Annotated in this window: 9 protein-coding genes; 3 read left to right on the plus strand and 6 right to left on the minus strand. The window is 71.2% G+C overall.

Going from position 1 to position 12,342, the window contains the following annotated elements; translation table 11 throughout:
* Positions 1-17 precede the first annotated feature (17 nt).
* Both OG766_RS24850 and OG766_RS24855 read right to left on the minus strand, forming a co-directional pair.
* A complete protein-coding gene (locus tag OG766_RS24850; RefSeq protein WP_266383450.1) occupies positions 18-899 on the minus strand; it encodes an aldo/keto reductase in 882 nt (293 codons plus the stop codon).
* The gene (locus tag OG766_RS24855; protein WP_328726234.1) at positions 899-1,837 is read right to left on the minus strand and encodes an NAD-dependent epimerase/dehydratase family protein; all 939 of its coding nucleotides are present in this window, start codon (positions 1,835-1,837) and stop codon (positions 899-901) included. The genes OG766_RS24850 and OG766_RS24855 overlap by 1 nt, the downstream gene beginning before the upstream one ends.
* A 113-nt stretch (positions 1,838-1,950) precedes the next feature.
* Between OG766_RS24855 and OG766_RS24860 the strand changes: the two genes are divergently transcribed.
* Both OG766_RS24860 and OG766_RS24865 read left to right on the plus strand, forming a co-directional pair.
* A complete protein-coding gene (locus OG766_RS24860) occupies positions 1,951-2,433 on the plus strand; it encodes an Lrp/AsnC family transcriptional regulator (protein ID WP_266383456.1) in 483 nt (160 codons plus the stop codon).
* A gap of 82 nt (positions 2,434-2,515) precedes the next feature.
* Positions 2,516-3,400 carry an NAD(P)-dependent oxidoreductase gene (locus OG766_RS24865; protein ID WP_328726235.1) on the plus strand — a complete coding sequence of 295 codons (885 nt, stop codon included), beginning with the start codon at positions 2,516-2,518 and terminating at the stop codon, positions 3,398-3,400.
* On the opposite strand, the gene OG766_RS24870 is transcribed toward OG766_RS24865, so the two are convergent.
* Positions 3,397-4,488, minus strand: coding sequence for an IS630 family transposase (locus OG766_RS24870; RefSeq protein ID WP_328727524.1), 1,092 nt, complete (start codon positions 4,486-4,488; stop codon positions 3,397-3,399). The genes OG766_RS24865 and OG766_RS24870 overlap by 4 nt on opposite strands.
* Before the next feature lie 109 nt (positions 4,489-4,597).
* On the minus strand, positions 4,598-5,884 hold the full coding sequence (locus OG766_RS24875) for a DUF418 domain-containing protein (protein WP_328726236.1): 1,287 nt from the start codon (positions 5,882-5,884) through the stop codon (positions 4,598-4,600).
* A gap of 294 nt (positions 5,885-6,178) precedes the next feature.
* Between OG766_RS24875 and OG766_RS24880 the strand changes: the two genes are divergently transcribed.
* Positions 6,179-8,437: a HelD family protein gene (locus OG766_RS24880; protein ID WP_328727525.1), complete on the plus strand. Its 2,259-nt coding sequence runs from the start codon at positions 6,179-6,181 to the stop codon at positions 8,435-8,437.
* Here the strand turns inward: OG766_RS24880 and glgB are convergent.
* Both glgB and OG766_RS24890 read right to left on the minus strand, forming a co-directional pair.
* On the minus strand, positions 8,394-10,604 hold the full coding sequence (glgB, locus tag OG766_RS24885) for a 1,4-alpha-glucan branching enzyme (protein ID WP_323137328.1): 2,211 nt from the start codon (positions 10,602-10,604) through the stop codon (positions 8,394-8,396). The genes OG766_RS24880 and glgB overlap by 44 nt on opposite strands.
* A 58-nt stretch (positions 10,605-10,662) precedes the next feature.
* Positions 10,663-12,078: a maltokinase N-terminal cap-like domain-containing protein gene (locus tag OG766_RS24890; protein WP_266383467.1), complete on the minus strand. Its 1,416-nt coding sequence runs from the start codon at positions 12,076-12,078 to the stop codon at positions 10,663-10,665.
* Positions 12,079-12,342: the final 264 nt, after the last annotated feature.

The following is a 12,342-nucleotide window of genomic DNA, read 5'->3' on the forward strand; positions in this document are numbered from 1 at the left end:
GCACCCCCTCGACCGCGTCACGCCGCGTCGAGCAGCCGGACCTCTTCGTCGCTGAGCACGATCCCGGCCGCGGCGGCCGAGTCCCGTACCGACTCCGGTCTGCTCGCCCCCGGGATCGGGATCACCACGGGCGATCGCGCCAGCAGCCAGGCGAGCGCCACCTGCTGGGGGCTCACCCCCCGCTCCCTGGCCACCCGGTGGAAGCCCGCGAACGCCGGCTCCTCGGCCTGCCCCGACGTTCCGTCCAGTGAGCTGCGCGAGATCCCGCCGAGCGGACTCCACGGCAGGAACGCCAGCCCCAGTCCGGCACAGAGCCGAAGCACCTGCTCGCTGTCCCGCACGGCGGGCGAGTAGCGGTTCTGCACCGACACCAGCCGCTCGCCGAGAATCTCGCGGGCCTGGCCGATCCGCGCCGCGTCGGCGTTGGAGATTCCGGCCAGCCGGATGGTGCCCTCGTCGAGCAGCTCGCGGATGGCGCCCAGCGAATCGGCGTACGGCACCGCGGGATCGGGCTTGTGCAGCTGGTACAGCCCGATGGCCTCGACGCCCAGCCGCTGGGCGGACTCCCGCGCGGCACGCTTGAGATGGCGGGGGTCGCCGTTCACGGACCAGCCGCCGTCGGCGGCGCGGCCCCTGCCGCCCTTGGTGGCGACGAGGACATCGCCGGTGTCGCCGCCGTACGCCGCGAGCGCGCGGGCGACCAGCAGTTCACCGGAGCCCGGCTCGCCGCTCGGCGGATGGTAGGAGTCGGCCGTGTCGATCAGCGTCACCCCGGCGTCGAGGGCGGCGTGGACCGTGGCGACGGCGCGTGCCTCGTCCGGGTGGCCCTCGATGGACAGCGGCATGGCGCCGAGCCCTATCGCGCCGACCCGTACGCCTCCGATCGTGCGGTGGTGCATCACCGTTCGCCCTTTCCGTCCTGCGTCGCGTGCACGGCCTCGGCGATCGCCCGCGCCAGCCAGTCCGAGGTGTGGCGGAAGGCGAAACCGAGCCGCTCGGCGCGGGAATTGTCCATTCCGTAGGAGCGCGTGAAGGAGAACGGTGAGGTCTCACCGTCCTCGACCTCACGGAACACGGCCTTTCCGCCCACTTCCGTTTCGATCGCGGCGCAGATGTCCGACGTGGTGAGGGGGCCATGGGAATGGGCGTTGACCGGGCCGGTGAAATCCTGGACCGCCGTCCAGGCGAGGAAGTCGGCGATCTCCTCGACGTACACATACGTCGCGGGCTGGTTCCCGACCGGTACGCGCACGGGTTCGCCGGACCGGATCCGCCGCGCGTAGTGGTCGACGCGCCCGGTGAAGTCGTCGTCCCCGCCCAGCACATGAGCGACGCGCACCGCCACGTACGAGAAGGCCGGGTCCCGGGCGAAGACCGCTTCGGCCTGCCGCTTTCCCTCTCCGTAGTGCGCGTCGAGGAAGTCCGGGTCGTCCCAGGGCAGGGTGGTGTCCACCGGCACGGAACGCGGATCGACAGCCTCCTCGCGGACCGGCAGCGGCGAGTGCTCGTACTCGTACACCTCGACCGTCGACGTCATGACATAGCGCCGGGTGCGCGGCCCGAACACACGGCGGGCGATCTCCGCCTGGCGCGGTGTGTAGCAGACCTGGTCGATGACGACGTCGAAAGTGCGTGAGGCGAGCGCGGCATTCAGGGAATCCTCGTCATCACGGTCGGCCATGAGATGAGTGGCACCCGCGGGCGGTCTCGACGAACCTCGATTGACGACCGTCACCCGGTGTCCGCTCCGCAGGAGCCGCGATATCAGCCGTCTGCCGAAATAGCGGTTCCCGCCGATGACGCATATCCCGAGCTCCCCGCCCTTGTCGCTGCCCATTACCGGTTCCCTTCAACTCCCTTTTGCGGCACACCAAGTGTTACGTTTGCGGGCCATGACCTGAAGGGGGAACCGTGGGAGATCCGACTGCCGCACCGAAAGAACCACGGCATTTGCGCCCCGCCACTGTCGAAACCTCGGCGGCCGCCTTCGACGCCGTCGACCGGCAGATCCTGGAGCTCCTCCAGAGCGACGGCCGCATCAGACTCAGCGAGCTCGGCCGCCGTGTGCGGCTCAGCCCGGCGGCGGTGACCGAGCGGGTGCGCCGGCTGGAGGCGTGCGGCGCGATCACCGGGTACGGCGCGCATGTGTCCCCGGCCCGCCTGGGGTACGGCATCCAGGCCTTCATCCGGGTCGACCCGCACGGCGGCTACACCCTGAAGCACCCCAGGACGCTGGAGCTGACCTCCCGCCCCGAGGTCCTGGAGGTCCACCACGTCGTCGGCGAGGACTGCTGGATCATCAAGGTCGCCGTGACGGACACCGTGCACCTGGAGGACGTTCTGGAGCAGACCTCGGCGCTCGGGCGTACGACGACCTCGATCGTGCTGTCGTCACCGGTGCAGCGGAAGCCGCTGCTACCCCCGAGCCGCTGAGCTGGATCATTACCTCCAGGTGAGTATCCGACTTCTTTGTCGGTACTTGTGGGGTTGTGTGCGGCGAACAAGCATGATCCGTATGCCTACCGACAGCACCACCAAGCCTCCCGTCACCGTCCTCGGCCTCGGCGCCATGGGCCAGGCCCTCGCCGGAGCGCTGCTCGCCGCCGGCCATCCGACCACCGTCTGGAACCGCTCGCCGGGCAAGGGCGACGCACTCGTCGCACGCGGCGCCGTGCGCGCCGCCAGTGCCGAAGAGGCCGTACGCGCCGCCGAGTTGACCATCATCTGCGTGGTGGACCACGAGGCGGCCGGGGCGATCCTCGAACCGCTCGCCGACGCGCTCCGGGGCCGGGTCCTGGTCAACCTCACCTCCGACACCCCCGAGCGCTCCCGCGAGAGCGCCGCCTGGGCCGCCGGGCACTCCATCGCGTACGTCGGCGGCTCCGTGATGGTGCCGACCCCGCTGGTCGGCACGGCCGACGCGCTGCTCTTCCACTCCGGCTCGCAGGAGGCGTTCCAGCGGCACGAGTCCACCCTGAAGGCGCTCGGCGGCCGGACCGTCTTCGTGGGCACGGACCCCGGACTGGCCGCGCTCTACGACCTCTCGCTGCTGGACTTCTTCTACGGCAGCATCTCGGGCCTGGTGCACGCGTACGCGCTGGCCGCGGCCGACGGTGTCAGGGCCGTGGACATCGCGCCGTACCTCGGGACGATCGTGCAGATCCTGCCGCCCATCGCCGAGTACACGGCGGAGAACATCGACGCGGGCACCTACCCGGGCGACCAGGCCAACCTCGGCATGATGGCGACGGGCGTCGACCACATCCTGCGCGCCGCCCGCCACCGCGGACTCGATGTCTCGCAGCTGGAATCCATCAAGGCCGTGGCGGACCGGGCGATCGCCAAGGGGCACGGTGGCGACGACTGGGCGAGCACGGTGGAGGCGCTGCGGGGCGCCTAGTGACCCGGTTCGGAGATGCGTGAGCAGTAGCGGCAGATGCGGTCGAGGATCTGGTCGGCGGTCTTGGTCCACTTGAAGGGCCGGGCGTCGTCGTTCCAGACCTTGGTCCAGTTTTCGAGTGCGGTCTTGAGGTCGTCGAGGGAACAGAACACCCCACGTTCCAGGCAGCGCCGTTCCAGCTCGGCGAACCATCGTTCGACCTGGTTGATCCAGGACGAGTAGGTGGGGGTGAAGTGCAGCTGGAACCGGGGGTGCGCGAGCAGCCACGTGTGCACCACCGGTGCTTTGTGGGCGGAGAGGTTGTCGCAGATGACGTGGACCGCCAGGCCCTTGTCGGTCTGGCGGTCGATCTCGTCGAGGAAGTCGCGGAAGTCCACGGCCCGGTGCTGGGCGGACAGTTTCGTGATCACTTTGCCGGTGGCGGTGTTCAGGGCGGCGAACAAGTCGACGGTGCCGTGCCGGACGTAGTCGAAACTGCGCCGCTCGGGCACTCCCGGGATCATCGGAAGCACCGGCGCGGTCCGCTCCAGGGACTGGATCTGAGGTTTCTCGTCCACCGCGAACACCACCGCGTTCGCCGGCGGAGCGAGATACAGGCCCACGACGTCACGGATCTTGTCGATCAGGAACGGGTCCGGGGAGATCTTGAACGTCTCGGTTCGCCATGGCTGCAGACCGAAGGCGTGCCAGATCCGCAGGACACTGGCCGGCGAGATCCCCACGGCCTTGGCCAGCTCCCGCTTGGACCAGTGGGTCCCGCCGGGAGGCGTCTCCTCCAGAGTACGGACCACCACGTCTTCGACCTGGGCGTCTGTGATGGTCCGCGGCACCCCCGGCCTCGGCTCGTCGGCGAGTCCGTCGAGCCTGGCCCGCAGGAACCTTGTGCGCCATTTGGCGACGGTGCCCCGGCTGACTCCCAGGCGGGCAGCGACCGCCAGGTTCGGCCCGCCCTCCGCACACGCCAGCACGATCCGGGCCCGCAGGGCCAGACCCTGCGCGGTCGTCCGGCGCTTGACCCAGTCGTTCAGTACCTGCCGCTCGGTCTCACTCAGAACCAACGGCTCCAGCCTGCTGTCACCCACAACCAACAGCAGACCGAAGCTGTCCAGCACCCGTCAGGCAAACCCACGAATTGGTACGCAAAGCAACTCATGGGGTGCCCAACGAACTCACAACCAGATCACTAGGCCTGCGTCGTCAGGCCCGCCCCGCCCGCCTCGTTCCGCCGTACATCAGCCGCCGCAGCACCGCCTCGGCGGGGCCGCGGCGGCCCCGGCCTTCCAGGGCGTACGCGCCGGCCACCGTGAGCAGCCAGACGGCGGTCGCGAACAGGGCCGTCGTCGCGCTCGTGAGGTGCTCGCCGAGGCCCAGGCCCCAGGCCGCGAGGAGCGGCGCGAAGACGAGTGAGTGCGCGAGGTAGCAGGACAGCGACCGCTTGCCGACCGCGGACACGGCGGTCACGGCCGTGGCGCCCGGAGTGCGCCCGCGGGCCGGACGAGCGGTCCACCAGTGCGCGAAGAGGGCGATCGCGGCGACGTATCCGAGGCCGGCGGCGTTGCCGGTGACGTCGCGGAGGACGGTCAGGGCTCCCGACTCGCTCTGCGCCGCGTCCGGTACGCGCAGTGCGCCGATGTGGGCGAGGGCGGCGGGCAGTCCGCCGAGCCAGCCGACGGTGATGCCGACGACGGCTGTGCGGCGCAGCAGCGGCAGATGGCGACCGGGCTCCTCCAGGACGCGCCGCCGGGCGGCCCGGAAGCCGAGCAGGAAGATGACGTAGGTGCCGCCGACGAGGGAGAGCGGCGCGGCGGCGAACGTCACGAACAGGCCGGTGGTCAGCCGGGTGCCGGCCGCGGCGAGCCAGCTCTCCTCACCGCCGGCGTACGCCAGGTGTCCCGGCTCCGCGCCCGCGTCCCCGAGCGAACCCAACTCGCCCCGGATCAGGGCGAACAGCGCCGGCCCCGCCGTCAGGAGCACCAGCTGAGCGGTCGCGATCCCGATCCACCAGGTCAGCGCGCGGTCGCTGCGGCGCAGGAAGAACCAGCCGAGCACGAGGCTCAGCAGCCCGTAGTAGCCGAGGATGTCGCCGGCCATCAGCAGGGTCGCGTGCGCGAGACCGATGACGAGCAGCCACAGGCTGCGCCTGCGCAGAATGCCGACCGCGTCGCGCTCGGAGGTCCCGGCCGCGGTCTGGCGCAGGTAGAGCTGCGTCATCCCGTAGCCGAAGAGGAACGCGAAGAGCGGGTAGACGCGCAGATCCAGCACCACGATCATCGTGAACTGCACCGCCCGGTCCGGCCACGACCCGTCGACCGGCTGCCATCCCGAGGGACCGCGACGTGCGGTCCACAGATGGAACGCGGTGTTGGACAGCACGATGAGCAGGAGCATCAGCCCCCGCGCGAAGTCGGGCGCGAGCGCGCGTTCCCCGGTGCGTACGGGCACGGGCCCGGGGCGGGACGCCGGCGACGTGGTCTCAGCGGTCATGCGGGCACGCTAGGGAGGCCGACCGGCTGCCGGACATCGGTCTTACGTCCATGCCGGACCGACGAAGGTATGCGGCCTTCCGTGAGCACGCTGCCCGCCGGGCGTGAGCCGCGTCCCGGCGCCGCGTACACAAACAGGCCCCGTACACAAACACAAAAGCCCCGGTCCGCATTTGACGGCCGAGGCATTTTCTCGCGTATATTGAATAGTTCCGTGTGCGCACGTGACAAAGCGCACGGAGAAGTTCAATAAACTTACTCTAGCGGTTCAGGAGCTGCATTGTCAACCGAGGAAATGCGGCAGGAACAACGATTCGTCTCGCTCGCCCATGAGCGCCTCGACCAGCTCCGGGCCGAGGCCGAGGCCGCCGTCCGCGCCACGATCGCGCAGGTCAGCACCGACCGGCAGGCGCGTGTGGAGCGCGATATCGGCGTGGCCGAGCACTCCGCGTCGCTCGCCGCGCTGAATGCCGCGGACGCCGGGCTCTGCTTCGGGCGTATCGACCGGCGTGACGGAGTCACCCATCACATCGGGCGCACCGGAATCCGCAAGGACGACACCGAGCGCACTCCGCTGCTGATCGACTGGCGCGCTCCAGTCGCGCGTCCGTTCTATCTCGCGACCGGATACGAGCCGATGGGGCTGCGCCGCCGCCGGCACATCACCAGCGAGGGCCGCACCGTCACCGCGCTGCACGACGAGATCATGGATCTCGCCGATCCCACCCGCACCGGCTACGAGTCGCACGACGCCGACGAGGTGCTGCTCGCCGCGCTCGGCAGTGCCCGCACCGGACGCATGGGTGACATCGTCTCGACGATCCAGGCCGAGCAGGACCACATCATCCGCGCCCCGCAGCGCGGACTGCTCGTCGTCGAGGGCGGGCCGGGCACCGGGAAGACCGCGGTCGCGCTGCACCGGGCCGCGTACCTGCTGTACGCGCACCGGGAGCAGCTCGCCAAGCGGGCCGTGCTGATCGTCGGGCCCAACCCCGCCTTCCTCGGCTACATCGGAGAGGTGCTGCCCTCGCTCGGTGAGACGGGCGTACTCCTGGCGACGGTCGGCGAGTTGTTCCCCGGTGTGCACGCCACGGGCACCGACAGCCCCGCGGCCGCCGCAGTCAAGGGCCGCGCGGACATGTCCGCCGTGCTGGCCGAGGCCGTACGGGACCGGCAGCGGGTGCCCGAGAAGGGCGAGCCGATCGTCATCGCGCACGACGACGGGGAACTGGTCCTCGACTGGGACATGGCCGTGGAGGCACGTCACAAGGCCCGCGAGACCGGACTTCCGCACAACCTCGCCATGCCCTACTTCGCCTTCCGGATCGTCGACGACCTGACCGACCAGCTCGTCGACCGCATCGGCGCCGACCCCTACGGCGGCCCGAACTTCCTCGGCCCCGACGACATCGCCCAGCTGGGCAAGGCCGTCGCCGCCAGCAGCGAGGTGCACGCCGCGATCAGGTCGCTCTGGCCGTCGCTCACCCCGCAGGAGTTCCTCGCGGACTATCTCGCCGACCCCACCGGTCTCCCCGACGAGGACGCCGCCCTGATCCGGCGCACCCGGGGCCCCTGGACATCCGCCGACGTGCCCCTCCTCGACGAGGCCGCCGAGCTCCTCGGCGAGGACGACTCCGCGGCGCGCGCCGCCGCCGAGGCCGAGCGGGCCCGCCGTATCGCGTACGCGCAGGGCGTCCTCGATGTCTCCTACGCCTCCCGTACGTACGAGTTCGAGGACAAGGAGGACGTCGACGCCGACGCCTCGGAGGTGCTGTCCGCCCACGACATCATCGACGCGGAGCGGATGGCCGAGCGGCACGAGGAGGCCGACCACCGCAGCGCCGCCGAGCGCGCGGCCGCCGACCGGACCTGGGCGTTCGGGCACATCATCGTCGACGAGGCACAGGAGCTGTCGGCGATGGCCTGGAGGCTGCTGATGCGCCGCTGCCCGACACGCTCGATGACCCTCGTCGGCGACCCGGCGCAGACCGGTGACCTGGCGGCACCTCCCACGCCCAAGGCCGTGGGGGACGGAGGGGACTTCTGGCAGCAGATCCTCGGGCCGTTCGTCGAGGACCGCTGGGAGCTGGCGCGGCTCGGGGTCAACTACCGTACGCCCGCCGAGATCATGGAGTACGCGGCCGGGCGGCGCCGGGCCGGCGACCCCGGATTCACCCCGCCGCGCTCCATCCGCTCCACGGGCGTGCACCCCTGGGAGCGCACCGTCGCGCTCGCCGAGGTGGCGCGGCTGGCGCAGGAAGAGGCACCGGCCGAGGGCCGGCTCGCCGTCATCGCCCCGCGCGAACTCCACGCGCGGCTCACGGGCCTCGGCGACGACGGGCCGCTCGACCTCTCCCGGCCCGTCGTGCTGATCGACCCGCGCCAGGCCAAGGGCCTGGAGTTCGACACGGTGCTGGTCGTCGCGCCCGAGCTGATGCTGCCCAACGACCTCTATGTGGCGCTGACCCGGGCCACCCAGCGGCTCGGGGTCATCACACCGGCCGCCCCGGTCACACCGGCTTCAGCCACACCGTCGCCAGTGGCGGCAGGGTGAGCTGGACGCTCGTACGGTGGCCGTGGGCGGCGACGGACTCCGGCTTCAGCGGCTCCTCGGTGCCGACGTCGCCGCCGCCGAACCGCGCCGCGTCCGTGTTCAGCACCTCCGCCCAGGCGGACACGGACGGCGGGACCCCGATCCGGTACTCGTGGCGCACCACGGGCGAGAAGTTCGACACCGCGAGCAGCGGGGCCCCCTCGGCGTCGAAGCGGAGGAAGGCGAGGACATTGTCGTCGGCGGCCCCGCCGTCGACCCAGGCGAAGCCCTCGGGGACGGTGTCCTGCTGCCACAGCGCCGGGGTCGCCGCGTACACCGCGTTCAGCTCGCGCACCAGGTCCCGTACGCCACGGTGGTCCGGCTCGGCTTCGTACGACGGGTCGAGCAGCCACCAGTCCGGGCCGTGGCCCTCCGACCATTCCGCGCCCTGGGCGAACTCCTGCCCCATGAAGAGCAGTTGCTTGCCGGGGTGGGCCCACATGAAGCCGAGGTACGCCCGGTGGTTGGCGCGCTGCTGCCACCAGTCGCCGGGCATCTTCGACACCAGTGCCCGCTTGCCGTGCACGACCTCGTCGTGCGAGATCGGCAGCACGTAGTTCTCGCTGTACGCGTACACCATCGAGAACGTCATCTCGTTGTGGTGGAACTTGCGGTGCACCGGCTCGTGCTCCATGTAGCCGAGCGAGTCGTGCATCCAGCCCATGTTCCACTTCAGGCCGAAGCCGAGTCCGCCGAAACCTCCCGGTCCGACATGGTGGGTCGCCCGGGTCACCCCGTCCCAGGCCGTGGACTCCTCGGCGATCGTGACGACGCCCGGACACCGGCGGTAGACGGTCGCGTTCATCTCCTGGAGGAAGTCGACGGCGTCCAGGTTCTCCCGGCCGCCGTGCTCGTTGGGGCTCCATTCGCCGTGCTCGCGCGAGTAGTCGAGGTAGAGCATCGAGGCGACCGCGTCCACCCGCAGTCCGTCGATGTGGAACTCCTCGCACCAGTACACGGCGTTGGCGACGAGGAAGTTACGGACCTCCTTGCGGCCGTAGTCGAATTCGAGGGTGCCCCAGTCGGGGTGCGCGGCACGGGCCGGATCGGAGTGCTCGTACAGCGGACGGCCGTCGAACTCGGCCAGCGCCCAGTCGTCCTTGGGGAAGTGCGCGGGCACCCAGTCGACGATGACCCCGATGCCGGCCCGGTGCAGTGCGTCGACCAGATGGCGGAAGTCGTCCGGGGCGCCCATCCGGGCCGTCGGCGCGTAGAAGCCGGTGACCTGGTAGCCCCACGACCCGCCGAAGGGATGCTCCGCGACCGGCATGAACTCGACATGGGTGAAGCCGAGATCCCTGACGTAGGCGGGGAGTTGGGTGGCGAGCTGCCGGTACGTGAGCCCCGGACGCCAGGACGGCAGATGCACCTCGTAGACGGAGAGCGGCGCCTCGTGCACGGGCCGGCTGCCGCGCTGCTCCATCCACTCCGCGTCGTGCCACACATGGTGGGACTCGGTGACGACGGACGCGTTGGCGGGCGGAGCCTCGGTGCGGCGCGCCATCGGGTCGGCGCGGACCGTGCGGGTGCCGTCGGGCCGGGTGATCTCGAACTTGTAGAGCGTGCCGTCGCCGATGCCGGGGAGGAACAGCTCCCAGATCCCCGACGAGCCGAGCGAGCGCATCGAGGAGGCCGTGCCGTCCCAGTAGTTGAAGTCCCCGACGACCCTGACGCCGCGCGCGTTCGGCGCCCAGAGGGTGAACCGGGTCCCGGTGACGCCCTGGTGCGTCATCGGCCGGGCCCCGAGGGCCTGCCACAGTTCCTCGTGTCGGCCCTCGCCGATCAGATGCAGATCGAGGTCGCCGAGCGCGGGCAGGAAGCGGTACGGGTCGGCGAACTCGACCGTGGTGTCCTCGTACGCCACCTGGAGCGTGTACTCGGGCGCCTTGCGCAGCGGCAGCAGCGCCGAGAAGAAGCCGTCGCCGTCCGCGTGCAGCTCGGCACGCAGCCCCTTGGCCAGCAGCGTCACCGACTCCGCGTACGGCCGCAGCACGCGGAACACCACCCCGCCGCGGACGACGTGCGCGCCGAGCAGGGCATGCGGATCGTGATGCGTGCCACTGAGCAGCCGCTCCCGGTCGGATTCATCGAGCGGTTTGGCGGGGCGAATGCCATTGCGGGGAGTCACGGGGGACGGCCTCCTTGTACGTGGGCGGGGGGAGTGGGCAGGGTCAGGGCAGGCGGGGTCAGCCCGCCGGGCCGGCGAGTCGCCGGATCGCGGACATCGGGACCGGCAGCCAGTCCGGCCGGTGCCGGGCCTCGTACACGACCTCGTACACCGCCTTGTCGGTCTCGTAGGCACGCAGCAGTTCCGGCTCGGTCCGCGGGTCGCTGCCCGAGGCCTCGGCGTAGCCGTCGCAGTACGCCGCACGGCAGCGCGCCGCCCATGCCGGGTTCCAGGGGCGGTGCGAGCGGGCCGCGTAGTCGAAGGAGCGCAGTATCCCCGCGATGTCGCGCACCGGCGGCTGGACCTCGCGGCGCTCGTCGAGCGGACGGGCCGGTTCGCCCTCGAAGTCGATGACCGACCAGCCGCCGTCGGGGGTGCGCAGCGTCTGGCCGAGATGCAGATCGCCGTGGATGCGCTGGGCCCGGCCGTCGCCGTCGAAGGTCGCCCCGGCGATCGCGTCGAAGGCGGTGCGCAGCCCCCGGACGTACGGCAGCAGGGCGGGCACGGCGCGCACGGCCGCGTCCAGCCGTTCGTTCATCGCGGTCGCCAGATCCTCGGTCTGCGGGCGGCTCAGCGACACCGTCGGCAGGGCCGCCGCGAGCGCGGTGTGCACCTCGGCGGTGGCCCGGCCCAGGGCCTGGGCCTCCGCGGTGAAGTCCCGCCCCGCGGCGAGCGCCTTCAGCGCCAGCTGCCAGCCGTCCTGGGAGCCGCGCAGATAGGGCTGGAGGACGCCCAGGGTGCAGGGTTCGGGAGCGTCCGACTCGAACCAGGCGACGGGTGCGGGCACCCGGTCGCAGCCCGCCCCGGCGAGTGCGAGCGGCAGCTCCAGATCGGGGTTGATGCCCGGGTACACCCGACGGAAGATCTTGAGGATGTACGAATCCCCGTACACCAGCGAGGAGTTGGACTGCTCGGCGTCCAGCACCCGGGCGGGCAGCCCGCCCAGCACGGGCACCGCCCGGTCGAAGCGGAGCGGGCCGAACCGGCCGGGGGTGCGCAGCCGCTCCAGCAGCAGCGCCGCGAGCCGTGGGTCGTGCAGGCCCTCGTAGACGGTCCGGCCGGCCAGCGGGCCGTCGGTCACGCGGCCGATCAGCGCGGAGGCGAGATACGGCGGCGGCGTCGTCCTGACGCCGAGCAGCAGCTGGTAGCAGTCGCCGCCGTGCGGCGCGTCCCGCTTGCCGCCGGCGGTCCTGCCCCCGGCGCCGGTGGCCTTCCCGGTGGCCTGCCCGGCCTGCTGGACGCGCAGCAGCAGATGCAGCAGACCGGGGCCGGTCGAGTCGACCGGCAGCAGCTCGGCCGCCGCCACCAGGGAGAAGCCGGTGACCGGGCGTCCCTTTCCCGCGAACCACCGCTGCCGGGGCAGCCACTCGCGCAGCAGTGGCGAGAGCGAAGGCAGCAGGGCGACGGGGGTCCGGGTGGATGCAGCCTCCGACATGGCATCGCGTCCTTTCCCCGGGCACACCACAGGATGCGAAGAGTGTCCCGGATTGCGGCAAATAATAGCTGTCCGGGCTGTGCATGGGGCTCCCCCCGCCGCAGGCTGGGGGAGTGTCGGGTGAGGATGGTCCGTACGGACTCGGAACCGGTCACGGAACAGGTCGCGGAACCGGTCATGGAACCGGTCTCGCGATCCGTCCTGGAACCAGCCTCGATATGAGGGGAATCGTGCCCCGTGCGGGGCGGTGACAACCGCCCCGCA

Origin of the sequence: Streptomyces sp. NBC_00259 (assembly GCF_036181745.1) — a bacterium.
Classification (GTDB): domain Bacteria; phylum Actinomycetota; class Actinomycetes; order Streptomycetales; family Streptomycetaceae; genus Streptomyces; species Streptomyces pratisoli.